Source organism: Aeromonas sp. HMWF014 (genome assembly GCF_963878295.1).
Classification (GTDB): domain Bacteria; phylum Pseudomonadota; class Gammaproteobacteria; order Enterobacterales; family Aeromonadaceae; genus Aeromonas; species Aeromonas popoffii.
In genome coordinates this window covers 4,615-27,306 of sequence record NZ_CAWNYS010000512.1, presented here as the reverse complement: position 1 = coordinate 27,306, position 22,692 = coordinate 4,615, and the positions used below count along the sequence as shown (strand labels likewise).

Sequence of the window (22,692 nt, the reverse complement as noted above, 5' to 3'; positions counted from 1 at the left end):
ATACATGGTATCTAGACCATGATGCTGGAAATACATACTCATTGATTCTAGAAACACACATCCAGCATTATGAACCTCGTGATGTATTTTTCTTCGGCTCATCAATGTCTGGATATGCATCAATACTATTTTCTTTAAAATTCAATGCAAATTCCATCTCTGTTAACCCACAGATAAATCTTAATATATCAAAGGATTACTCCTGGGAGGAATTAAAGCAACATATAGAGAATATCCCAGGCGACATAATTAACATTGATGAGTGGTGCATTAAAAATTGGAAAGACTCTGTTGTATACTTAATGCATGGCCATGATGATATAGATGTAATAAATACAAAAATATTTCTCAACGCTATGCCATCTAGACGAAAAGTTATAATTCAAACCATCGGTTTAGATAGTCATACAATGTTTTTCGGTAAAAATGTTAATCAAGTTTATGACATTTTAGAGCTTGTCTCTTTATACAGGGGTATTGCTGACCAAGAAATTGAGTCTGCAGGCATGACTGATGAATTGAAACGAAAGGCTATTCGTAGACAGAAACGAAATGAGCTCGGCCTGTATGATCCATATAGAGATATTCCTATTGACGATCGAGTTACATGGCAGCAAAGATACTTATATGAAGACCCCGGCAAAGTAATTTTTTTCAAAGATGTAGGGCTGTACTCACTTGACGGCTATCTTTCTGGGGCAATATGTCAATTTGATGGAAAACAATGGAAACTTATTTCACCAAAGCCTTCCCTCAATGATAATATAATTTCAGACTGGAGCTTTGTTAATGACACAACCATATCAAACCCCGTAGACAATCAAACTATAACGCAACAAACTTGGTGGGTTAGAAATAATTGCTCATCTGACATCAATATAGTGTGCGGCGATGGGATTGCATCTATAAATATAACTAAAGCCAACTCTAAAAACATATATATAGGTCTATCTCTTAACAAATTACATCTAGATAAAGAGATTTACTCCCATATTGAAAGGAAATATCTAACATTTTCTGCCGATTTATCATCTACCAACGGCCCAGTCAATCTTGTTTTGGGAGGAGTGAGTAATGATGGTTACCATCATTGTAACTCTAACCCACATAACAAGATAGGGTTCTCATCAAAATTCGTATTCGAGCAATTTTTTGACATCAATAAAAACCATAAAGAACCTATTTTTGTACGAATTAACTTATGCCCTGACGGAAAAGAAAAGACTGTTAAAATAAAAAACATAAAGCTTGTGATAGGCTATTTTCCAATGGGTTTTTAAATCTTTGTCAAACAAACAAGGACTTCTTATGTTTTTAATAGCTGGCCCCTGTGTTATTGAATCCGAGCAACTGGTGATGGATGTTGCCGGTCGTATTAAAGAAATCACCGACAAGCTCGGTATGGAATATATTTTCAAATCCAGCTTTGATAAAGCGAACCGTAGTTCTACTGGCAGCTTCCGTGGCCCGGGTATGGAGCGTGGTTTGCAGATCCTGCAAAAGGTGAAAGACACCTATGGTTTACGGGTGTTGACCGACGTGCATGAAGATACGCCGGTAGAAGAAGTGGCCAGCGTCGTCGATGTCTTGCAAACACCAGCCTTCCTGGTTCGCCAGACCAACTTTATCCAGCGGGTGGCTCGCTGCGGCAAGCCGGTCAATATCAAAAAGGGCCAGTTCCAAGCCCCTTGGGATATGGAGCAGGTCGTTAAAAAGTGTCACGAGGTGGGCAACCAGGATATCTGGTTGTGCGACCGTGGCACTTCGTTTGGCTATAACACCCTGATCTCGGATATGCGGGGCTTGCCGATCATGCGCCGTACCGGTTGCAAAGTCGTGTTTGATGCGACTCACTCAGTACAGCAACCGGGTGGACAAGGTGCCACCAGTGGGGGCCAACGTGAATTCGTACCCGTCTTGGCTCGTGCAGCCATCGCTGTCGGTGTAGATGGTCTTTTTATGGAAACCCACCCAGAACCTGCCAAGGCACTGAGTGATGGCCCCAATATGTTGCCTCTCTCTGTCATGGAAGAGATGCTGACCGTATTGGCTGAGCTCGATCAGGTCACCCGTGCCCACCGTTTTCTGGAAGATACGCTGGTCTAAGTGCTTAGACTCAGACATTATTTCCATCTTATATAAAAAGAGGGGGTACCTGCGGGTGCTCCTTTTTCGTTTCTGATCGAACTGAATTTCTGGATTTCATATGTCGTACAAGATTGTAATTCCGGCCCGATATGGCTCAAGCCGTCTACCAGGAAAACCACTTGCTCTTATCAGTGGACGTCCCATGGTGTGGCATGTTTGGCAACGAGCATTGGAAACGGGTATTCCCGCTACCGATATCTGGGTTGCAACCGATGACCAGCGCATTTATGACGCCGTTGCAGCATTTGGGGCAAATGTACTCATGACCAGTGTTAACCACAACTGTGGCACCGACAGGCTGGCTGAAGTGGTTGCGCTACGGGGATGGGATCAAAATGACATTGTGGTCAATGTTCAGGGTGATGAACCTTTATTGCCTGCTCATCTTATTCGGCTGGCGGCAGCGACGTTGGCGGCAGATGATGAAAGTGGCATTGCGACACTCGGTTGCCCCATCGTGGACTTTGCGCAAATCATGGCGACACAGTGCGTCAAAGTTGTCACAAATAAAGCAGGCCAAGCACTCTACTTTTCTCGCGCCCCTATTCCGTGGGATCGAGACTCTTTTACTTCTGCGAATCTAAACAATGTGAATCGTGTTGCTGCGACCTTGGCACCACACTGGCTACGTCATATCGGTTTGTATGCGTATCGGGTGAAAACACTGGCATCGCTAAGCCATCTGGCCGTGTCTCCGTTGGAACAGTTGGAGTCGCTGGAGCAACTGCGTGCGCTATGGCACGGCATCAAGATCGCTGTTGCCCGAGTGGAACAGGCTCCGCCTCATGGGGTCGATACGCCAGAAGATTTGGCTCGGATCCAGCACCATTTCGAGTCTGAGGTTGTCGCACCACAATGACAATTTGGGTTAGCAGCAAGGGACTATATGCCCGCCGTGATCAGATTGAGCCGCTGTTTGATCAGGCCGTTGCTTGTTTTACGTCCAGCTCTGCATTGGAAGCTGGAGATCTGCTTGCTGGATGGGGCCAAAAGGCCAATACCCGTCAGATTAAACAGCAGGCGCAGGCATTGGGCTTGCCTTATTGGCAGTTGGAAGATGGCTTTATCGGTTATATCGGTCATCCCGCCAGGGGCGGCAAGGCGGTGTCACTTATCGCAGACCCCGTCGGCATCTATTACGATGCGCGCCAGCCCAGCCAGCTTGAACAGCTGATTGCCACCCCGGTGGATGACGCCCTGCTTGAGCGGGCGCAGCGACTGATGGCTGACCTGGTGCGCCTCGGTGTGACCAAGTACAACTGCTATGCCACTCGTCCTGCCCATCCCGCTGGCGATGCTTCTGCCGGGCTCTCTGCGCGAGGTGAGCCGGGTGGTTTGCCCGCGGCGCTGGCCCAGCGCCTGCTGCAAGATGGCAGACCCAGGGTGCTGTTGGTGGATCAGGTGGCGGGCGATCTCTCCATTCCGGGGGCATTGGCCAGTGAGGCCGATTTTATGGCCATGGTCGAGGCGGCGCGTCGCAATCACCCTCATGCCCGCCTGCTGCTGCGCACGCATCCCGACACCCGTTTTGGCAAGAAGAGCGGCGTGCTGGCCCGACTGCAACTGGATGATGTGGAGGTGGTTGCCGATCACTGCCATCCCCATGCCCTGCTCAGCCGGGTGGAGGCCGTCTATACCGTCTCTTCCCAACTCGGATTTGAGGCGCTGCTGCTCGGCAAGCCAGTGTATTGCTTCGGCATGCCGTTCTACGCCGGCTGGGGGCTGACCGTTGATAGCAAGCAGTGCGAGCGCCGCAAGGTTCAGGTATCGCTGCCCCAACTGGCGGCGGCGGCGCTTATCCTCTATCCACGCTATCTGGATCCGGTGCTCGGTCAGCGCTGTGAGGTGGAGGAGGTGCTGGCCATCATAGCGCGCCAGCAGAGGCCAGCGCCGCGCTGGCGCAGGCTCTATCTGGTTGGTTTCTCCCTGTGGAAGCGCGCCTTTATGCAGGCGTTTTGCCACCACCTTTCCGATGAGCTGCGCTTTGTGCGCACGCCGCCCAAGCGGCTGACCGGCGATGAGCAGGTGCTGGTCTGGGGCAGCCGCTACCCGGATCTGACCTCGGCCATTCGGGTTGAAGATGGCTTTATCCGATCCCGGGGGCTCGGTTCCAACCTCTGCCGCCCCTCTTCCCTCTCCATCGATCTGGTCGGGATCTATTTCGACAGCCGCATGCCAAGCGGGCTCGAGCAGTTGCTCAACTATCAGCAACTGACACAGGTCGACGTCAATCGGGGCGCAGCCCTGATTGAACTGCTCCTGCAGCACAGGGTCAGCAAGTACAACGTGGGCACGCCACAGCACTACACACCGCCTGCCGATGGGCGCCCGCTGGTGCTGGTGGTGGGCCAGGTAGACGGGGATGCCTCCATCCTGACCGGCAGCCCGACCATTCGCAGCAATGAACAGTTGCTGTGGGCCGTGCGCGCCGCCAAGCCAGAGGCGCATATCCTGTTCAAGCCACACCCGGATGTGGTGGCGGGCAATCGGGCAGGTGCCATCTCTGCCGCCTGCTTGGCAGAGTGTGTCGACAGCCAGGTGCTGGACATAGGGCTGACCAGTCTCTACCCCCACGTGGACGAGCTGCATACCATGACCTCGTTGAGCGGATTCGAGGCGCTGGTGCAGGGGGTGAAGGTCACGACCTGGGGGCAGCCCTTCTACAGCGGCTGGGGACTGACGACAGATGCTCATCCCCCGGCCCGGCGCCAGCGCAACCTGCCCCTGGCGGCGCTGGTTTACCTGACGCTGGTTGCCTATCCGCTCTACATCGATTGGCAGACCGGGCTCTGGATAAGCCCGGAGCAGTTGATCCGCCAGCTGGCAGAGCAAGGGCACTCATCGACCCACAAGTCTAGCCGCTGGCAACGCTGGCAGACCAAGTTGAGTTACCTGACACAGACGCTGTTTCAGCGCTCCTCCCTCCCCCGGTTCATGAGATAAGCCGCACATGAAGATTTTGTTGTTGCAAGGACCGCTCGGCCCCTTCTTTCAAACCTTGAGCCAGACCCTGAACGAGGCGGGCTACGAGGTTTACAAGATCCATTTCAATGGCGGCGACGAGTGCTGGCCCTGCACAGGCCATAACGAACGCTTCACCGGCAAGCCGGAAACCTGGAATACCTTTTTTCGCCGTTTTATCAAGCAACATGGTATCGACAGCCTGATCTGCTACGGCGATTGCCGCTATTACCACCTGCAGGCCATTCGCATCTGCAAGCTGAAGAAGATCGCCGTCTGGGCCCTGGAAGAGGGGTATCTGCGCCCTGACTATGTGACCCTGGAGCAGGGGGGCGTCAATGCCTTCAGCCCACTCTATGCCAAACGTGATCAGCTGGCCAAGATGGCATGGCTCGCCCCCTATGAAGCGCAACTGCAGGTAGGAAAGACCTTTGCCCGCCGCGCCGGGTATGCCAGCCGCTATCACATCAACAAGACGCTGTTTCGCTGGCGTTATCCGCATTTCGTCAACCACAGACCCTGGAGCCTGTATCAAGAAGCCCGAGGCTGGGTGGCGGGCGGCCTGGTCAAGTGGTGGTACAGATGGTCTGATCGCTCGCAGCTCAAGGCGCTGCCCCAGCACAAGGGCCATATCTTCTTTGTGCCCTTGCAGGTCACCGAGGATTTTCAGATAAGGGAACACTCTGACTTGAGCGGCGTGGAAGAGATGGTCGCCCAGGTGATGAACTCCTTTGCCGAGCATGCCCACCGCGAGGATGTGTTGCTGTTCAAGCACCACCCCATGGACCGGGGTTATGTCAGCTACCAGTCCCAGATTAACCGGCTGGTGACGCTGCTCGGGCTGGAAGGGCGGGTGTTTTATGGCTACGACTTGCCGCTGCCGACCCTTTATCCGCTGCTCAAGGGCGTCATCACCATCAACAGCACGGTTGGTCTCTCCGCCCTGCTGCACGATGTGCCGACCTTTTGCATGGGGCGGGCCCTGTATGATCTGGCAGGTCTCACCACCCGTGGCAGCCTTGCGACCTTCTGGCACAAGCAGAGCCCGGTATGCAGCGACACCTTCGAGCGCATGCGCCAGTCCCTGCTCCACCTGACCCAGCTCAATGCCAGCTTCTACCGCCATCTGGAACTGAGCGCCATGGCCGTGGTGCAGAAGATCCATCAGCACAGCGAGCAGACCCTGCCCGTCAAACAGGGCAAGCAGGCGCAGGCGCCGACCAGTATCATCGGCGCCCTCAGTGCTCTGAGTGCCTTGGGCCTCCTGGCTGACGAGCTGTTGACCCCCATCGCCACCTTGTAAGCAACACAGAGAGACAAAAAAGCCCGCGCTGCGGGCTTTTTTATGGGATTACACGATGCGGGGGCGCAGGTGGGCGTGCCAGCGGGCTTCCCACTTCTTGAACAGCCAGACGATGACGAAGGTCAGCAGCATGTAGAGCAGGCCTGCGGTCAAAAACGCCTCGAACGGGCTGTAGTAGCGGGAGTTGATGATCCGCGCTGCGCCGGTCAAATCGACGATGGTGATGATCCCGGCCACCGCCGAGCCCTGCAGCATGAAGATCACCTCGTTGCTGTAGGCTGGCAGCGCACGGCGAAACGAGTTGGGCAATATGATACGGGTGAGGGTCTGCCAGCGGGTCATGCCAAAGGCGCTGGCCGCTTCAATCTGCCCCTTGGGCATGTTGAGCACGGCGCCGCGCACTATCTCGGCGGTATAGGCACCTGTGTTGAGGGTGAACGCCAGCAGGGCGCAGAACCAGGCCTGGGCGAACAGATCCCAGGCGGCGCTGTTTTTCAGCCACTCCCACTGGGCGGCGCCGTAGTAGATTATAAAGAGCTGCACCAGCAAGGGAGTGCCACGAAAGAAGTAGATATAGGCCCAGATCGGCCCCTTGATCAGCCAGTTGCGGCTGTTGCGCAGTATCCCCATGGGCACCGCCAGGGCCAGGCCGAGCACCAGGGACGCCGCCACCAGCAGCACTGTGGTGTAGAGCCCCTCCCAGTAGGTGGGCCACTCTTTGAGAATGATTGAGAAATCCATGGCTTACCTCGTCTTTATCGCATAGTGACGTTCGGCCCATTTCAGTGCCGAGGTGGAGACCGCAGTGAAGATCAGGAAGATCAGGGCCACCGCCATGTAGAAGGTGAAGGGCTGTTGGGTCGACCCCGCCGCCAGGGAGGCTTTGCGCACCATGTCATCGAGCCCGATGATGGAGACCAGCGCCGTGGTTTTCAGCAGCACCAGCCAGTTGTTGCCAAAGCCCGGCAGGGCATGGCGCATCATCTGGGGGAAGAGGATCCGCACAAACACCTGGGTCGCTCGCATGCCAAAGGCGCGGGCTGCCTCCAGCTCCCCCTTGTCCACCGCCAGAATGGCGCCGCGGAAGGTCTCTGTCATGTAGGCACCGAAGATGAAGCCGATGGTGGCCACCCCGGCCGCAAACGGACTGATGTCGATATAGTCAGGCAGCAGGGAGACCCACTCCTGATTGGGATTGCTCGCCAGCAGGTAGTTGTTGTAGGTCTCGTTGACCCAGCTGCAGAGGCTGTTGATCAGCACCTGGCCGCCGAAGAACAGCAGCATCATCAACACCAGATCGGGAATGCCGCGAATGACGGTGGTGTAGGTGGTAGCGATGCCGCGTGCCCACTTGTAGGGAGAGAGCTTGGCAAGCGCCCCAAGCATGCCCAGCAACAGCGCCAGCAGCAGTGAGGCCAGCGCTACCTCCAGCGTGACCCATGCGCCCTCCAGCAGGGAGGCTTCGTATCCTTTCAAATCAAACATATGCGGCTCCATTGCAACGCATTGAGCGGGCCCGCCCGTCCCAATATCCTTTCACACCAAACACATGCAGCTCCATTGCAACTAAGCGGGCCCGTCGCTCCCAGCAGGAAGGCAACGGGCCCGATGACGACTGACGGGATCAACCTGTCGTTATTCGCTGTAGAGGTCTTTGGACTTACTCGCCGTAGACGTCGAAGTCGAAGTACTTGTCGTTGATTTCCTTGTACTTGCCGCTGGCGCGCAGCGCCAGGATGGCGGCGTTGAATTTCTCTTTCAGATCCTTGTCAGCCTTGCGTACCGCGATGCCGGCACCCTCGCCAAACCACTTGGGATCGGTCAGTTTCGGGCCGACGAACTCGTAGGCATCGCCCCCTTCTTTCTTCAGCAGACCGTCGGTGATGGCAGCAGAATCGGCCATCACATAGTCAACCCGACCGGATTTCAGATCGAGATAGGCTTCATCTGCGGTGCCATAACGCTTGATGGTGGCATTGGGGAAGTTGTCGGTAATAAAGGTATCCATGGAGGTGGCGCGTTGCACCGCCACGGTTTTACCATCCATGAAGGCCTTGTCAAGCTTGACCTCGGTGCCCTTCTTGGCGGCGAAGCGGGCCGGAATGTGCTGGTACTTCTGGGTGAAGTCCACCTTCTTCTTGCGCTCCTCGGTGATATCCATGGTGGCAATGATGGCGTCATATTTGCGCGACAGCAGCGCCGGAATGATGCCGTCCCAGTCCTGCTTGACCAGGGTACATTTCACCTGCATCTCTTCGCACAAGGCCTTGGCGATGTCGATGTCGAAACCTTTCACCTCACCACTGGGCTCGGTCCAGGAGAAGGGAGGATAAGCACCTTCAACCCCGATCCGTACCTCTTTCCACTCCTTGGCCATCAGGCTGCCGGAAGACAGGGCAGTGACTATGGCAGTCGCCAGCATCAGCTTGTTCATGTATCTCTCCTTGATAAAAACGTCGACTGTTGAAGTTGCAGCTTGCTGATAAACCATCCCGCCCATCAATAGATGGAGGAGATGAATTGCTTGAACCGTTCAGACTTGGGATGGGCGAAGATCTCCTGGGGATTGCCCTCCTCTTCCACCCGCCCCTGATGCAGAAACATTACCTTGTTCGACACATCACGGGCAAACGACATCTCGTGGGTCACCACCAGCATGGTACGCCCCTCCTCGGCCAGCTCGCGCATCAGGCCGAGCACCTCCCCCACCAGCTCGGGATCCAGCGCCGATGTGGGTTCATCAAACAGCATCACGTCGGGCTCCACTGCCAGCGCCCGAGCGATGGCCGCCCGCTGCTGCTGGCCACCGGAGAGGTGACCGGGATAGTAATCGCGCCGCTCCCACAGACCCACCCGGTTGAGCAGGTGTTCTGCCTTGGCGATGGCCTCGGCGCGGGGCATCTTTAGCACCTGAATGGGTACCTCTATGATGTTCTGCATGATGGTCATGTGCGACCAGAGATTGAAACTTTGAAACACCATGGCCAGCCGGCTGCGAATGCGCTCCACCTGACGCATGTCCTCCGGCTGCCGCTCACCGGCCCGGTTGGATTTCATGCGAATAAGCTCGCCATGGAGTGAAACTGTGCCGGAAGAGGGGGTTTCCAGCAGATTGATACAACGAAGAAAGGTCGACTTCCCCGAGCCGGAGGAGCCTATCAGGGAGATCACATCCCCCTTGTGGGCGGTCATATCGATGCCCTTGAGCACTTCGTGGGTGCCGAAATACTTGTGCAGTTCACGAACTTCCAGTGCGGCAACGTCACTCATCCATTACAACCTTGTCTGTCCCTAGACGCCGCTACGGCGTGACTCACACCATCATGAATTTAACAAAAAGTTAACCGATGGCAACCTTCAGCGAAAATATCACTCGAATAGTTAAAAAACAATACAGAACAGAGGTCTTTGGTGTTTTGTCTGTATTTTGATTGGTCTCGATGGTATTTTTCAGCACTTTGTCTGCATAAAACCCGGTTCAGGCCAATCGAGTGCCACCGCCTTTTTATACCCGGATCACAAGGGTGGCAAGCACATTTCGATATCATGACAGGAACACGGAGCAGGCGACTTTATTCACCCGGCCACTGTTTGCATCTTGTTGAAAAATGGGCAATGGCCTTGATTTCATTGCTCCCCCCTTGCCGCACCAGGGTGGGCCTTTGAACCGAATGCGTGCAGCAGCTTGCACCAAAAACATAATAACCGGACAAAAAGCCCCGGATGAGCCACCCAAACTCACAGAAATGTGACACAGAGCCAATAAGTAGTGATAAGGTGTTATTTTTACCAGTTTTCGTGTTCGAGGCCCCGATGTTGCTCAATGTATTGCTGATCCTGCTGCCGTTAGGCGTCGGCTATCTGATCCCTCTCTCCTCCGCCCGGCTCATCAAGCTGGTCAATCAGTCCCTTGGCAAGATGGTCTACCTCATCCTGTTTCTGATGGGGCTGGGGCTGGCCTATGTGGACAACCTCGGCAGCAATCTGGCGGTGATCTTCAAGGTGGCCGGCGTGATGCTAGCCGCCATCACCGTCTGCAACCTGCTGGCGCTCTGGTGGCTGGACAGGCGCAGCCCGCCAACCCATGAGGCCAGCGATGCCAAGATGCCGAGCAAACTGCACCTGCTGTGGGAGTCGTTGCAGCTCTGCTTGGTGGTGCTGGGGGGCGTACTGCTGGGGCTGCTGATGGATCTGCGGGCTCTGCCCATCGACACATGGAGCGAGTGGGCGCTGATGCTGTTGCTGTTGCTCATCGGGGTACAGATGCGCAACTCCGGCATGCGGCTGCGCCAGATACTGCTGAACCCCTGGGGCATGAAGATCGCCTTCACCGTCATCATCAGCAGCTGGTTGGGCAGCGTGCTGGCGGCCCAGCTGCTGGGTATGCCATTGAGCCACGCTCTGGCGCTCAGCTCCAGCTTCGGCTGGTATTCGCTGTCGGGTATTCTGGTTGCCGACAAGCTGGGGCCCGTGCTGGGCTCGGCCGCCTTTATCAACGATCTGGGCCGCGAGCTTATCGCCATCCTCATCATTCCCATGCTGATGCGTCGCCACCCCTCCGCCGCCATCGGCTACGGCGGCGCCACCGCGCTGGACTTCACCCTGCCGGTCATCCAGAAGTCCGGCGGCATTCAGGTGGTGCCGGTGGCGATTGTCTCGGGCTTTATCCTCAGCCTGCTCGGCCCCATCCTGATCCTCGGCTTTCTGGCAATCTAGCGCAGCCAACCCTGTCCGGCCCGCGTATCGGGCTTGTTGTGCCATGGTGCGCCCGCGGCCAGTCAGTCATAGGCAAGTGCGGCCGGATCCGCTAGGCTCACCAGCATTTCCATTTTGCTGGCCGACATCCACCGTCATGAACTATCTGGCTCACCTGCATCTGGCTGCCCATACCCAAAGCTCCCTCACCGGCAACCTGCTGGGGGATTTCGTCAAGGGGCCGCTGCCAACGGGTCTTGCTGCTCACTTCGATGAGGGGATCTGGCTGCATCGCAAGATAGATGCCTTTACCGATGCCCACCCCGAGCACAGGGCGGCAGTGGCCTGCTTCGAGGCGCCCTGGCGCCGCTTTGGCGGCATCCTGGTGGACATGCTCTACGACCACTGGCTCAGCGTGCACTGGCCGCAATTTGGCGAAGCGCCCCTGCCCCGTTTTCTACAGCACAGTTATGAGCAGGTGCTGGCGGATCACCAGCACCTGCCGGATGGCTTGCCCGTTGCGCTCAAACGGATGGCGGAGCAGAACTGGATCGCCTCCTATCGCCACAGGGAGGGGCTGGGCCGTGCCCTCAACGGCATAGGACACCGACTGCGCCGACCCATCTTGCTGGGCGATGCCCTCGCCACCCTGGACGACGCCAGCTGGCACAATAGCGAGCAGGGATTTCTGCGCTTCTATCCCCAGTTGATGGGCTTTAGCGAGCAACAGCTCACCCACTATCGCAAGAGAGGTGGCCGCGCTGGCCTTCAGCCATAAAAAAACCGGACCCAGGGTCCGGTTTGCAGATAAAAGCCCGCTGGCTCAGCTCTTTATTTCTCTTGCTGTGAAGGCTCACCCTTCTTCTTGCGAATGCTGAGCCCCAGCTCACGGCCACGCAGGCGGGCGTAATAGATGGTGCCGACGAAGGCGAGTGTGGCGAATACCAGCTCCACCACCGCCAACCAGCGCTCTCCCTCATCCGTGGTGATCAGGGTCAGGGCGTGGACGAAATAGGGCATCAACACGAAGTTGCCCCAGGCATGGGTGTAGGGGTTGCCCTGCACGATTCCCTTGAGGGGGAAGAGCAGCGGCACCGTCCAGATCACCGGCAGTAGCCAGGGGTTGAGATCAGGGTGGGGCGAGAGAAACAGGTGCCAGATGATGACCCAGGCCAGCAAGCCAAAGAAGCCGACCAGGGTCAGCAGATGAGCGAAGCGGGTACTCACTTGATGATCTCCAGCACCCGCTCGGGCGGACGACCAATACGGGCCTGACCATTGTTGATGACAATGGGGCGCTCGATCAGCTTGGGGTGCTGCTGCATGGCGCGGATCAGGGCATCACCGTTCACCTCGCCCAACCCCAATTCCTGGTAGAGCGCTTCCTTGGTGCGCATCAGCTGGCGCGGATCGGCGAAACCGAGCTGGCTCAGCAGGGTGCGGATTTGCGCTTCGCTCGGTGCCTGCTCCAGATAGAGCACCACATCAGGGGCGATCCCGTGCTGTTCCAGCAGGGCCAGGGTTTCACGGCTCTTTGAGCAGCGCGGATTGTGGTAAATTTGGGTCTCGCTCATGGTAACTCCCTGATTGATCGCAAGATGGGACAAGAAACGGCGCTATTGTAGGGGAAACTGATGGTCAGGGTAAGCGGCAGTGGAAAGGAATTGAAACGAATTTGTTGGCTGATTGTGGCCGGTCTGCTGAGCGCCTGCTCCCCCGCGCCCGAGTTCACGAACGGCCAGGGCCAGCCGGTGACACTGGCCCAGTTTGCTGGCAAGCCGCTGCTGATCAACTACTTTGCCCCCTGGTGCGCCCCCTGCCTGCGCGAGTTGCCACTGCTGGAGGCGCTGGCGCAGGAGGGCTCCCTCACCGTAGTGGCCATTCACTATGATCCGGCCATCCCGGCCGAGCTGGCATCACTGGCGAGCCGCTACCGGGTCACCTTGCCACTGCTGATCGCCAATGACACGGCAAGCCTGCCTTTCCCCCGCCCAACCGGACTGCCCACCAGCTATCTGCTCGATGCAAAGGGCAAGCTGCAACAGACAATCGTCGGCGAGCTCGATGCGCAGCAGATTGCCACCCTCAAGGAGCAGGCTGCAGCATTTCGCTAGCCCGGCCCCATCCTGCCCTTTGCCCACACATAACGACAGGATTGGTCTGAACGATGCCCTGGCTCCGATGGGTAAAGAAACGGGGTGTCCCATTGCTGGCACACCCCGCTTCACCGCACCTCTGACTCATCACCCTTTCAGGCTGTCGAGATCTTTCTTCGCCCGCTCCAGCTCGGTGATGCGCGCCTCCAGCCGGGCCAGCGTCAGCTTGTCGCTGGTGGTGCCACGGGCCACGATCAGCTCGTCGATGGCCGCCTGATAATCCCCGCGCAGGGAGAGTATCTCGGCCCGCGCCATGTGCAGATCCGTCATCCGCCCCGCCTTGCGATAGGCATCGATCAGCAGGTTCCAGGCCAGATTGTTCTCTGGGTGCTCGCGGGCATAGGGGTCAAGAATGGCGATGGATTTCTTGTAGTTGCCGCTCTCGAGGTAGGCGTTACCGAGGTTGACCACCACCACTTCGTTGTCCGGCATGCGGGTGCGGAACTTCTCCAGCCGGGCGATAGCCTGGGCGCTGCGCCCCTTGGCAAGATCGATGTCGGTGAGGGCATCCACCACGAACAGATCTTCCGGGTGACGGCTCGCCAGCTCCTGCATCAGGGCATCGGCCTCGTCGGTACGCTTGAGTTGCAACAGCGCCAGCGCCTTGCCGTAGATGGCCGCATCCTTGAGCGGGTAATCCCCCTTCTGCAGGCGGTGGTCGAAATAGCTGAGCAGCGCCTGCGGGCTTTCGGTGCCATAGCGCACCTGGATGCGCACCTTGGCCAGCCAGAAGTCGAGGCTGGGGGGCAAGTCGCGGCGAGCATAGCTGGAGGCGCGGCCACGGGCCTCGGAGATCCGGGTCTCGGGCAGCGGGTGAGTCAGCAGCATCTCGGGTGGCTTGCTGGCGTAGCGATACTCGGCCGCCAGTTTCTGGAAGAAGTTGGCCATGCCCATGGGGTCGAAACCGGCATCATAGAGCGTCTTCATGCCGATACGATCCGCTTCGTATTCGTTGTCGCGGGTGTAGTTGATGGCCGACTGCATGGAGAGGCCCAGCGTGGTCTGCAGGGCGGCGATACCGGCGGTGGGGTTGATCACCGCCAGCGCGATGGAGCCCACCAGCCCGGCCAGGGTCATGGCGGAGGTGCTCGCCTGCGCCTCCATATAGCGGGCTATGTGGCGCTGGGTCACGTGAGTGATTTCGTGCGCCAGTACCGAGGCCAGCTCGCTCTCGCTGTCGGCGTAGAGAAACAGGCCTGTGTGCACCTTGACCCGTCCGCCGAGGAAGGCCGCCGCGTTGATGCTGGGATCATTGATGAGGAAAAAGGTAAACGGGAAGCGTACCCCATCGGCGTTGGAGAGCAGCCGCTGGCCAAGATCATCTATGTACTGGTTCAGCACAGGATCATCGATGATCGGCAGGCCCGCCCGGGCGAAACGCATGAAGGCGTTGCCATAGCGCATCTCCTGCTCGATGGGCAGGGCCGCCACCCCGGCGGTACCGATATCAGGAAGCTGGTTGCTCGCCTGGGCATGGAAAGTGGCACCCATCAGGGAAGCCAGCAGGGGAAGCGATGCCATCAAAGGGGAAAAGCGTGCCACGTTATCTCTATCTCCATCAGTAGGGACCTCGGCAGAATACCCTTGCCCCTCTAGGGCTACAAGCGTTGTTTCGTGCACCCATCACGGCCATAATAGTCGCCTAACGCCTGCTGGAGCCCTCATGGAACACCTCGATCTGACCCCCTGGCGCTGCCCCGAGCCACTGATCCGGCTCAAGCTCTGGCTAAGGGAAGCCAAAAGTGGCCAAACAGTGACCATTCGGCTGGCCGATGCTGGCTCCCGGCAGGATATTCCGGCCTACTTGCAACGCCTGGGACACGTCGTCAGGCTGCGACAGGCGCCGGACAATACGATCTTTTTACAGTTGGTTGTCGGGGCCAAGCAGCCATCATGAGCCCCCGTCACGAAAGGATGCTGTCATGTTAGAAGTACTAAAGCGCTGGTATCAGACCCGTTTTTCCGACCCGGATGCGGTCGCTCTCTTCCTGTTGCTGGTGTTCAGCTTTGCCATGCTTTGGCTGTTTGGCAGCCTGCTGACCCCCATACTGGTGGCCATCGTCATGGCCTATCTGCTGGAGTGGCCGGTACTCAGGCTGCAACGGAGCGGCCTCTCCCGCACGCTCGCCACCACGCTGGTGCTGCTGCTCTTTATCGCGGTGACTGTGATGTCACTGCTGGGCCTGATCCCGACCCTGGTGAGCCAGGGCATCAATCTGATCAAGGAGGCGCCCTCCATGCTGGCCCATGCCCAAGATTATGTCCGCACCCTGCCAGAGCTCTATCCCGAGTTTATCGACGTCACCCTGGTCGAGACTGTGATTGACAGCATCCGTCAGCGCATCCTCAGTGGCGGCGAGCATCTGGTGACAGCGTCACTGAGTTCGCTGGTCAACGTGGTGGTCCTGCTCATTTACCTCATTCTGGTGCCGCTGATGGTGTTCTTCATGCTCAAGGACAAGCAGCTGCTGCTCTCGGGGCTCGCCCGTTTCATGCCGCGCAATCGGGCCCTGGTCAAGCAGGTCGGGACCGAGATGAACGGCCAGATCATCAACTATGTGCGGGGCAAGGTGATCGAGATCCTGATCGTCGGGGTGACCTCCTACATTACGTTTGCCATGATGGGCCTGCGCTACTCCGCTCTGCTGGCGGTAGCCGTGGGTTTCTCTGTGCTCATTCCCTATATAGGCGCAGCGGTAATGACTGTCCCCGTGGCCATGGTGGCGCTGTTTCAATGGGGATTCTCTTCTGAGTTCGTCTGGGTGATGGTGGCCTATCTGGTGATCCAGGCCCTGGATGGTAATCTCTTGGCGCCCCTGCTCTTCTCCGAGGCGGTCAATCTGCATCCGATAGCCATCATCATTGCCGTGCTGGTGTTTGGCGGCCTGTGGGGGTTCTGGGGGGTCTTCTTCGCCATCCCTCTCGCCACCCTGGTCAAGGCGGTGATCAATGCCTGGCCCAAGCGCGATGACGCCCTCCAGCCTGATGCCTGACGAGGCAGCTTCTCGCACTCCCGGTTCATCCCCACAGGGCATCTTTTCGAAGAGGCCCTGATGGGCTATCTGGCGCTGTCAGCCCCCTGATAAAGTGCGCGAGTATCCAGCCTCACAGTGCCAACGCAGCAGGGGGGCACTACGCCGGATGCGGGATCGGGTATATCTGGTAAGTCACCACACCCTCACAAGCAAGAAGGGAGCCCATGGCTCCCTTCTTGGTCAGGCAAAGCTGGCGTATCGGTCTCAGCGGTCGGCCAGAAATGCGGCCAGGGCCTGATTGACAAAGGCGGGATTTTCCAACGACGAGATATGACCCGCAGCCGGGATCTCCTTGAAGGGGCAACCCAGCACCTCGGCCATCAGGTAGCCCTCCAGCACGGGGCGCGCCTTGTCCTCGCAGCCGGTCATCACCAGCGCCGGTACCGTGATCTCTTCCAGCCAGTCAATGCGATCCTCCCGGGTCACGAAGCTGCGACCGACCGCCACCATGGCGGTAATCTTGTCGGCAGGCCAGGCCGCCAGCCGCGCCGTGAAATCGGCCAACAAAGCCGCATCGGGCTGATTGGCAAAGAAGAGAGGGGCAACCTGTTCGACGATGGGCGCCGGAATAGTGCCAAGCTGCTCGATCATCGCGAGCATGCCGAGGTAACGTTCGCAGGTAATCTGGGGCTCGAGGCCAACGAAGCTGTCCATCAGCACCAGACCCTTGATACGGGCCGGCGCCATGTTGGCCAGCTCTACCCCCCACATGCCGCCAATGGAGAGGCCCACCAGCACGCACTCGTCGATCCCGAGAGCATCGAGCAGGGCCAGGTGATCCCGCGCCAGGGTCGTCAGGGTGCAAGGACCGTCCGGCAACCGGTCAGAATCACCGTGGCCCCACAGCTCGGGCACGATGCAGCGATACTGGCCCTTGAGCGCGGCGACTTGCGGCGCCCACATGGCGCTGTCCCACAGGTAACTGTGACCAAACAACAGAACCGGTCCCTGCCCCTCGTCCAGATAGGCCATTTGGCGGCCCGCTATCTCCATAAATGGCTTCATGTTTTCTCCTGTTGCCAACTGACGGGGCGGCAGTGTAACACGCAGCCCTCGGTAGTCGCGCCTCCCTGGTGCAAGCTGGGGTGATGCACAGAAAGGGCTCAAAAGGAGAGTTCCATACCCAAGGAAAAGGGCACGCAACGCCCGCGCTTCTCTGAGTACCCCCTCGCCCACTCGCAGACGGAACCGGTCAAGCGGCAGGCGTGTGTCAAGCAGGCGGGGACCCGAACCGCAGGCAATAAAAAGCCGGTCTGACGACCGGCAAAAAGGCATTGCATACTAAGGAATACCAGCGCAAAAAAATCAGGTTCGAATGTACTTGGCGGTGCGAGGGAATGCCTGCTCTTTAGCGTCAAACAGATAACAGGCTTCAGCCGGGATACCCACGCTGTAGGTCTGACCGGTCGCCACATCCACGTCCGAGGTGGTCTTGACGGTGAAGTCATGACCATCCACATCCATATAGACGAACGACTCGGCGCCCAGATGTTCGGCCACCTGCACCACACCGCTCACCTTACTGTGTGCATGGGGGTGCGTGAGCGGGAACAGATGCTCGGGACGAATGCCCAGCTCCACCTTGTCACCGACAGCGCCACGACGGGCATCCACCCGCGCCCGCACCGTATCGCCGGAGGTGAGCTTGACCAGGCACTCCTGCTCGCCAATTTCCTGCAACTCACCCGTCAGGAAGTTCATCTTGGGTGAGCCGATGAAACCCGCCACAAACTTGTTATCCGGGTTGTGGTAGAGATCGAGCGGGGTGCCGAACTGTTCCAGGTTGGTCTCGGCATCGCCCTTGAGCGGGCTCAGCACCACGATGCGGTTGGCCAGTGTCATGGCTTCCACCTGATCGTGGGTCACGTAGATGATGGTGGAGTTGAGCTCCTTGTGCAGCTTGGCGATCTCGATGCGCATCTTGACCCGCAGGGCCGCATCCAGGTTCGACAGGGGTTCATCGAACAGGAACACCTGGGGCTGCTGTACGATGGAGCGACCGATGGCCACCCGCTGGCGCTGACCGCCAGAGAGAGCCTTGGGCTTGCGGTCAAGCAGCGGCTCAAGCCCCAGGATCTCGGCGGCGCGCATCACCCGCTTGTGGATGTTCTCCTTGCTCATCTTCTTGAGCTTGAGGCCAAAGGCCATGTTCTCGTAGATGTTCATGTGCGGGTAGAGGGCGTAGGACTGGAACACCATGCCCACGTTGCGCTCCACCGGCGGCACGTCGTTCATGTAGCGACCGTCGATGGTCAGCTCACCGCTGGTGATGTCCTCCAGGCCCGCGATCATTCGCAGCAAGGTGGACTTGCCGCAGCCGGACGGGCCGACGAAGACGATGAACTCCCCTTCCTTGATGGCCAGGTTGATGTTGCGCAGCGTGTCCTTGTGGACCGCCGGATCGTAGTTCTTGCGAACGTTGTTGAGTACTACTTCAGCCATGACGAGCTCCGCTCTGAAATCTGTGCAAATCGTGATAGCGGGGGGAGTCAGCTCCCCCGGCCATAAACCTTTAACCTTTCACGCCGCCGGCGGTGAGGCCACCGACCAACCAACCCTGCGATAGACCAGCAGGAACACCTGGGTGCTGGCTGCGTGGCGCCACTTAACCTTTCACGCCACCGGCGGTGAGGCCACCGACCAGCCAACCCTGCGATAGACCAGCAGGAACACCTGGGTGCTGGCTGCGTGGCGCCACTTAACCTTTCACTCCGCCAGCAGTGAGGCCGCCGACCAGCCAACGCTGAGCCATCAGGAACACCACAGTAATGGGCAGGCCCGACAGCACGGCGGCGGCGGCAAAGTCACCCCACAGATAGTTCTGCGGATAGAGGTATTGCTGGGCACCGACCGACAGGGTCAGGTTGTTCACATCCTGCAGCAGGATGGAGGCCACAGGCACCTCTGTGATGGTGCCGATGAAAGCCAGAATGAACACCACCGCCAGGATGGGCACCGACAGGGGCAACAGGATCAGGCGAAATGCCTGCCACGGAGTCGCCCCATCGATGGCCGCCGCTTCCTCCAGTGAGGAGTCGATGGTCTCGAAGTAGCCCTTGATAGTCCACACGTGCAGCGCTATGCCGCCCATGTAGGCCAGGATCAGGCCACCGTGGGTGTTGAGACCCAGCCAGGGCACATAGTCACCAATCTTGTTGAACAGCGCATAGATAGCCACCAGCGCCAACACGGCCGGGAACATCTGGAAAATCAGCATGCCCTGCAGGATGGTGGACTTGCCACGAAAACGCAGGCGGGCAAACGCATAGGCACAGGTGGTCGACAGCGTCACTATCATCAGGGCCGTGATACCGGCGATCTTGATGGAGTTCCACAGCCAGGTCAGCACGGGGAACGGCGGCGGCGTGATGCTGCCATCGGCGTTGGTGATGGACATACCCAGCGCCAGCCTCCAGTGATCCAGGGTCGGATTGGAGGGGATGATCTCCCCGACCGAGAAGTTACCGGTACGAAACGAGATGGCGATGACCATGATCACCGGGAAGATGATCAGCGCCAGGAAGCCCCACATGACCAGGTGGGTTGCCCACACCCGGTATTTGACTGATTTGGGTTGTACGATAGCCATTGAGAAGCCTCCTTAGTGCTGCTTGTCGGCTTTGGACAATTTCAGGTTGAGCAGTGCAAGCGCGCCGACAATGAGGAAGATGGCGGTGGCAATGGCACTGGCCAGACCGTAGTCCTGACCACCCGAGCCCTGGAACGCGATCCGGTAGGTGTAGTTCACCAACAGGTCCGTGGTCCCGGCAGGGGTACTGGCGCCTATGATGTCCGGTGCCCCGTTGGTCAACAACTGTATGAGTACGAAGTTGTTGAAGTTGAAGGCAAAGGATGCAATCAGCAGCGGTGTAAGCGGCTTCATCAACAGCGGAACCGTGATCTTGAAGAAGTTCTGCACCGGACCCGCGCCGTCCATGGCGGACGCTTCATAGAGATCTTCCGGAATGGCTTTGAGCAGGCCCATGCAGAGGATCATCATGTAGGGGTAACCGAGCCAGGTATTGACGATAAGGATCATCACCTTGGCCAGGAAGGGGTTGGTAAACCAGTCAGGCTTGATGCCAAACACCGCTTCCAGGAACATGTTGATCTCACCGAAGTTCTGGTTGAACAACCCCTTGAACACCAGGATGGAGATAAACGCCGGAATCGCGTAGGGCAGGATCAGCATGACCCGATAGAAACCGCGCCCCTTGAGGGACTCCCACTGCACCAGACAGGCCAGCACCATGCCGATGGCCAGGGTGAAAACAACCGAGCAGGTGGAGAAGATCACGGTCCAGATGAAGATCTGCATGAAGGGACCCTGGATACCCGGGTCTGTCATGATGCGCACGAAGTTTTTCCACCCCACACTCACCACAAACCCCGGCGCCATGCCCTTGCCGACAAACTCTCCCCGCTCGTCGATGTATTGATAGAAGCCGGTGTCACCGTTGGGCAGCATCAGCTCGCCGGTCTGGGTGTTACGCAACAGGTTACGGTCATTGATCACCACACCGGAACTGAGTACGGCGCCATCCATCAGACGCGTGTACTGCTGCTTCTGGGCGGCAAACTTGCGCAGGCTGCTCAGAGTCAGGTGGGTACCACCGTCCGGCAGAACCAGATCCAGGTCACTCAGGTGAGAACGATGCTCAACGATGGTGCGGATCGGCGCGGCCTGGCTGGCGGCTTCGCCAGTGAAGGGCTGCAACTCAACCACTTGTTGGGAGCTCTGCACTCTGCCCTCACGGGACGCCAGCGCACGGGCCTTGTTGGTCATCAGGGAAACAGGTTGGCTGATAAAGGAGTGATCATCCTGTGTCAGCAGCAGCTGGAACTGGCCATTGTCGCCACCCAGCAGGGTGAAATCGAACTCACCGCCCGCCACCTTGTAGCTTTTTTTCAGATGGTAATCCCGCGCCTGCTCGAGGGAGAGCAAGTTGGTTCCAGAATAGTTGGTGAAGGCAATGCCGATCGTGTAGACAAGAGGGAAGATGATAAACACAACCATGCCAGCCACACCGGGGAAGATATAGCGGTGGGCATAGGTCTTCTTGTTCATGAAGACATACAAACCGACGGAAACCACCACCAGAGACAGCAGCGCGAATACCCACTCGCCACTGGCGTACATCAATACGGCTGCGTAGCCGTTGAGGATGGCAACCAGAGCAGCGATGGTCCACTTAAGCCAAGTGTGCTTATCCTTCGGACCGGCATAGGACTCAACAGAAGGTACTACTTCCATGCCAATTAACCTTTATAACGCCAAGAGATATTTGAGAGAGTGGGAGGCCATTGCGGCCTCCCGGGTCGTGCGTGCTTACTGAACGATACGCTTGGCAGCGGTATCCAGTGCCTCGTCAACACCCTGACGACCGGAGGTCACGTTCTTGAGGGCGGTTTCCAGGGAAGACCAGAAACGGCTCATCTCGGGAACAGATGGCATCGGCTCGCCGGCCTGGGCGTTTTGCATGGTGGCCTTGATGTTCGCATCGGATTCCAGGGTTTTCTGGAAGGATTTCAGTGCCACGGCGCCCAGCGGCTTGTCGGCGTTAACCGGTGCCAGACCGGCATCGGTCAGCAGGTAGTTTTCCAGGAACTCGATGGCCAGATCCTTGTTCGGGCTGGCGGCGTTGATGGTGGCACCCAGAACGCCAACAAAAGCTTTAGCCGGCTTGCCGTTCAGGGTCGGCAGCGGCGCGACGCCGTAATTGATGCCGCTCTTGTCCAGGTTGCTCCAGGCCCAGGGACCGTTGATCATCATGGCCACTTCGCCCTTGTTGAACTTGGCGTCCATCACACCGTAGTCGATGCCTTTTTCCAGATGACCGGACTTGATCATCTCGGAGATGTAGCCCACGCCCAGCTTGGCGCCCGCGTTGTTCACGCCGGTATCTTTCACGTCATAACCGGTAGCGGTTTTCTTGAAGGCGTAACCACCGTTGGCAGCCAGCAGCGGGTAGCTGAAATAGGGGGTGTCATAGGCCCACATGATGGCGCGCTTGCCGCTCTTCTTCAGGGTCTCGTCAATCTTGGCGATCTCTTCGAAGGTTTTCGGCGGCTCAGGCAGCAGATCCTTGTTATAGATCAGGCTGACTGCTTCCATGGCAACCGGATAGCCATAGGTTTTGCCATCCACCGTCATGGCATCCCATGCCAGCTGTTCAAATTTGCCTTTGGTCTCAGCGCTCGGCGTCACCGGAACCAGCAGACCGGCTTTGACCCACTCACCGTAACGGTCGTGAGCCCAGAAGAAGATGTCCGGGCCGTTGCCGGTGGCAGCAGCTTGCTGGAATTTCACTTCCACCTGATCAGGGTGAGCAACCCTCACCTTGATGCCGGTTTCGGCTTCAAATCTCTTGCCAACTTCGGCCAGACCATTGTA

At 57.8% G+C, this 22,692-nt stretch carries 22 protein-coding genes; 10 read left to right on the top strand and 12 right to left on the bottom strand.

What is annotated here, in order from left to right; all coding sequences use genetic code 11:
- From AAC083_RS20150 to AAC083_RS20130, 5 genes are all read left to right on the top strand, one after another.
- Positions 1-1,280 (top strand): hypothetical protein (locus tag AAC083_RS20150; RefSeq protein ID WP_181364834.1); only part of this gene is annotated, 1,280 nt, incomplete at its 5' end.
- 4 nt (positions 1,281-1,284) lie between these two features.
- On the top strand, positions 1,285-2,106 hold the full coding sequence (gene kdsA, locus AAC083_RS20145; RefSeq protein ID WP_258224784.1) for a 3-deoxy-8-phosphooctulonate synthase: 822 nt from the start codon (positions 1,285-1,287) through the stop codon (positions 2,104-2,106).
- A gap of 100 nt (positions 2,107-2,206) precedes the next feature.
- A complete protein-coding gene (kdsB, locus tag AAC083_RS20140) occupies positions 2,207-3,007 on the top strand; it encodes a 3-deoxy-manno-octulosonate cytidylyltransferase (RefSeq protein ID WP_108537554.1) in 801 nt (266 codons plus the stop codon).
- The gene (locus AAC083_RS20135; protein ID WP_108537553.1) at positions 3,004-5,091 is read left to right on the top strand and encodes a capsular polysaccharide biosynthesis protein; all 2,088 of its coding nucleotides are present in this window, start codon (positions 3,004-3,006) and stop codon (positions 5,089-5,091) included. The genes kdsB and AAC083_RS20135 overlap by 4 nt, the downstream gene beginning before the upstream one ends.
- Before the next feature lie 7 nt (positions 5,092-5,098).
- Positions 5,099-6,412: a capsule biosynthesis protein gene (locus AAC083_RS20130; RefSeq protein ID WP_108537552.1), complete on the top strand. Its 1,314-nt coding sequence runs from the start codon at positions 5,099-5,101 to the stop codon at positions 6,410-6,412.
- Positions 6,413-6,460: 48 nt separating this feature from the next.
- On the opposite strand, the gene AAC083_RS20125 is transcribed toward AAC083_RS20130, so the two are convergent.
- The 4 genes from AAC083_RS20125 to AAC083_RS20110 all read right to left on the bottom strand — a co-directional run bounded on the left by AAC083_RS20125 (position 6,461) and on the right by AAC083_RS20110 (position 9,682).
- Positions 6,461-7,153, bottom strand: coding sequence for an ABC transporter permease (locus tag AAC083_RS20125; protein WP_042034494.1), 693 nt, complete (start codon positions 7,151-7,153; stop codon positions 6,461-6,463).
- Positions 7,154-7,156: 3 nt separating this feature from the next.
- Positions 7,157-7,897: an ABC transporter permease gene (locus AAC083_RS20120; protein ID WP_108537551.1), complete on the bottom strand. Its 741-nt coding sequence runs from the start codon at positions 7,895-7,897 to the stop codon at positions 7,157-7,159.
- A gap of 175 nt (positions 7,898-8,072) precedes the next feature.
- On the bottom strand, positions 8,073-8,846 hold the full coding sequence (locus tag AAC083_RS20115) for an ABC transporter substrate-binding protein (protein ID WP_042034496.1): 774 nt from the start codon (positions 8,844-8,846) through the stop codon (positions 8,073-8,075).
- Between the two features lie 65 nt (positions 8,847-8,911).
- Entirely contained in the window at positions 8,912-9,682 is a 771-nt protein-coding gene (locus AAC083_RS20110) for an ABC transporter ATP-binding protein (protein WP_042034497.1), read from the bottom strand.
- A gap of 543 nt (positions 9,683-10,225) precedes the next feature.
- Here AAC083_RS20110 and AAC083_RS20105 point away from each other — a divergent pair.
- A complete protein-coding gene (locus AAC083_RS20105) occupies positions 10,226-11,128 on the top strand; it encodes a lysine exporter LysO family protein (protein WP_108537550.1) in 903 nt (300 codons plus the stop codon).
- 136 nt (positions 11,129-11,264) lie between these two features.
- Complete coding sequence (locus tag AAC083_RS20100; RefSeq protein ID WP_108537549.1) at positions 11,265-11,885, top strand: acyl carrier protein phosphodiesterase; 621 nt, start codon at positions 11,265-11,267, stop codon at positions 11,883-11,885.
- A gap of 53 nt (positions 11,886-11,938) precedes the next feature.
- On the opposite strand, the gene AAC083_RS20095 is transcribed toward AAC083_RS20100, so the two are convergent.
- Complete coding sequence (locus AAC083_RS20095) at positions 11,939-12,334, bottom strand: DUF2069 domain-containing protein (protein ID WP_042034500.1); 396 nt, start codon at positions 12,332-12,334, stop codon at positions 11,939-11,941.
- Positions 12,331-12,681: an arsenate reductase (glutaredoxin) gene (gene arsC / locus AAC083_RS20090; RefSeq protein WP_108537548.1), complete on the bottom strand. Its 351-nt coding sequence runs from the start codon at positions 12,679-12,681 to the stop codon at positions 12,331-12,333. Before arsC ends, AAC083_RS20095 begins: the two co-directional genes overlap by 4 nt.
- Before the next feature lie 60 nt (positions 12,682-12,741).
- Here arsC and AAC083_RS20085 point away from each other — a divergent pair, with 60 nt between their 5' ends.
- Positions 12,742-13,221: a TlpA disulfide reductase family protein gene (locus AAC083_RS20085; RefSeq protein WP_108537547.1), complete on the top strand. Its 480-nt coding sequence runs from the start codon at positions 12,742-12,744 to the stop codon at positions 13,219-13,221.
- Between the two features lie 129 nt (positions 13,222-13,350).
- Here AAC083_RS20085 and AAC083_RS20080 read toward each other — a convergent pair whose 3' ends face one another.
- The gene (locus tag AAC083_RS20080; RefSeq protein WP_375134778.1) at positions 13,351-14,805 is read right to left on the bottom strand and encodes a beta-barrel assembly-enhancing protease; all 1,455 of its coding nucleotides are present in this window, start codon (positions 14,803-14,805) and stop codon (positions 13,351-13,353) included.
- Positions 14,806-14,926: 121 nt separating this feature from the next.
- Here AAC083_RS20080 and AAC083_RS20075 point away from each other — a divergent pair, with 121 nt between their 5' ends.
- Complete coding sequence (locus AAC083_RS20075; protein ID WP_108537546.1) at positions 14,927-15,160, top strand: sulfurtransferase TusA family protein; 234 nt, start codon at positions 14,927-14,929, stop codon at positions 15,158-15,160.
- A 25-nt stretch (positions 15,161-15,185) separates the two neighbouring features.
- Positions 15,186-16,256 carry an AI-2E family transporter gene (locus AAC083_RS20070; protein WP_042034507.1) on the top strand — a complete coding sequence of 357 codons (1,071 nt, stop codon included), beginning with the start codon at positions 15,186-15,188 and terminating at the stop codon, positions 16,254-16,256.
- 246 nt (positions 16,257-16,502) lie between these two features.
- Here AAC083_RS20070 and AAC083_RS20065 read toward each other — a convergent pair whose 3' ends face one another.
- From AAC083_RS20065 to malE, 5 genes are all read right to left on the bottom strand, one after another.
- On the bottom strand, positions 16,503-17,303 hold the full coding sequence (locus AAC083_RS20065; protein ID WP_108537545.1) for an alpha/beta fold hydrolase: 801 nt from the start codon (positions 17,301-17,303) through the stop codon (positions 16,503-16,505).
- Between the two features lie 300 nt (positions 17,304-17,603).
- Complete coding sequence (locus AAC083_RS20060) at positions 17,604-18,740, bottom strand: ABC transporter ATP-binding protein (protein ID WP_108537544.1); 1,137 nt, start codon at positions 18,738-18,740, stop codon at positions 17,604-17,606.
- Positions 18,741-18,996: 256 nt separating this feature from the next.
- Positions 18,997-19,887, bottom strand: a complete 891-nt coding sequence (gene malG / locus AAC083_RS20055) for a maltose ABC transporter permease MalG (protein WP_042034510.1) — start codon at positions 19,885-19,887, stop codon at positions 18,997-18,999.
- Between the two features lie 12 nt (positions 19,888-19,899).
- Positions 19,900-21,552 (bottom strand): maltose ABC transporter permease MalF, encoded by a 1,653-nt coding sequence (gene malF / locus AAC083_RS20050; protein ID WP_042034511.1) that lies wholly within the window; start codon positions 21,550-21,552, stop codon positions 19,900-19,902.
- A gap of 75 nt (positions 21,553-21,627) precedes the next feature.
- Positions 21,628-22,692, bottom strand: a 1,065-nt coding sequence (gene malE, locus AAC083_RS20045; RefSeq protein ID WP_108537557.1) for a maltose/maltodextrin ABC transporter substrate-binding protein MalE, incomplete at its 5' end; no start/stop codon positions are given.

What these genes read in the sequence shown, in the direction of transcription:
- kdsB (WP_108537554.1), top strand. Translation starts at nt 2,207, where the DNA reads ATGTCGTACAAGATTGTAATTCCGGCCCGATATGGCTCAAGCCGTCTA.
- AAC083_RS20135 (WP_108537553.1), top strand. Translation starts at nt 3,004, where the DNA reads ATGACAATTTGGGTTAGCAGCAAGGGACTATATGCCCGCCGTGATCAG.
- AAC083_RS20130 (WP_108537552.1), top strand. Translation starts at nt 5,099, where the DNA reads ATGAAGATTTTGTTGTTGCAAGGACCGCTCGGCCCCTTCTTTCAAACC.
- AAC083_RS20125 (WP_042034494.1), bottom strand. Translation starts at nt 7,153, where the DNA reads ATGGATTTCTCAATCATTCTCAAAGAGTGGCCCACCTACTGGGAGGGG.
- AAC083_RS20120 (WP_108537551.1), bottom strand. Translation starts at nt 7,897, where the DNA reads ATGTTTGATTTGAAAGGATACGAAGCCTCCCTGCTGGAGGGCGCATGG.
- AAC083_RS20115 (WP_042034496.1), bottom strand. Translation starts at nt 8,846, where the DNA reads ATGAACAAGCTGATGCTGGCGACTGCCATAGTCACTGCCCTGTCTTCC.
- AAC083_RS20110 (WP_042034497.1), bottom strand. Translation starts at nt 9,682, where the DNA reads ATGAGTGACGTTGCCGCACTGGAAGTTCGTGAACTGCACAAGTATTTC.
- AAC083_RS20105 (WP_108537550.1), top strand. Translation starts at nt 10,226, where the DNA reads ATGTTGCTCAATGTATTGCTGATCCTGCTGCCGTTAGGCGTCGGCTAT.
- AAC083_RS20100 (WP_108537549.1), top strand. Translation starts at nt 11,265, where the DNA reads ATGAACTATCTGGCTCACCTGCATCTGGCTGCCCATACCCAAAGCTCC.
- arsC (WP_108537548.1), bottom strand. Translation starts at nt 12,681, where the DNA reads ATGAGCGAGACCCAAATTTACCACAATCCGCGCTGCTCAAAGAGCCGT.
- AAC083_RS20085 (WP_108537547.1), top strand. Translation starts at nt 12,742, where the DNA reads ATGGTCAGGGTAAGCGGCAGTGGAAAGGAATTGAAACGAATTTGTTGG.
- AAC083_RS20075 (WP_108537546.1), top strand. Translation starts at nt 14,927, where the DNA reads ATGGAACACCTCGATCTGACCCCCTGGCGCTGCCCCGAGCCACTGATC.
- AAC083_RS20070 (WP_042034507.1), top strand. Translation starts at nt 15,186, where the DNA reads ATGTTAGAAGTACTAAAGCGCTGGTATCAGACCCGTTTTTCCGACCCG.
- AAC083_RS20065 (WP_108537545.1), bottom strand. Translation starts at nt 17,303, where the DNA reads ATGAAGCCATTTATGGAGATAGCGGGCCGCCAAATGGCCTATCTGGAC.
- AAC083_RS20060 (WP_108537544.1), bottom strand. Translation starts at nt 18,740, where the DNA reads ATGGCTGAAGTAGTACTCAACAACGTTCGCAAGAACTACGATCCGGCG.
- malG (WP_042034510.1), bottom strand. Translation starts at nt 19,887, where the DNA reads ATGGCTATCGTACAACCCAAATCAGTCAAATACCGGGTGTGGGCAACC.
- malF (WP_042034511.1), bottom strand. Translation starts at nt 21,552, where the DNA reads ATGGAAGTAGTACCTTCTGTTGAGTCCTATGCCGGTCCGAAGGATAAG.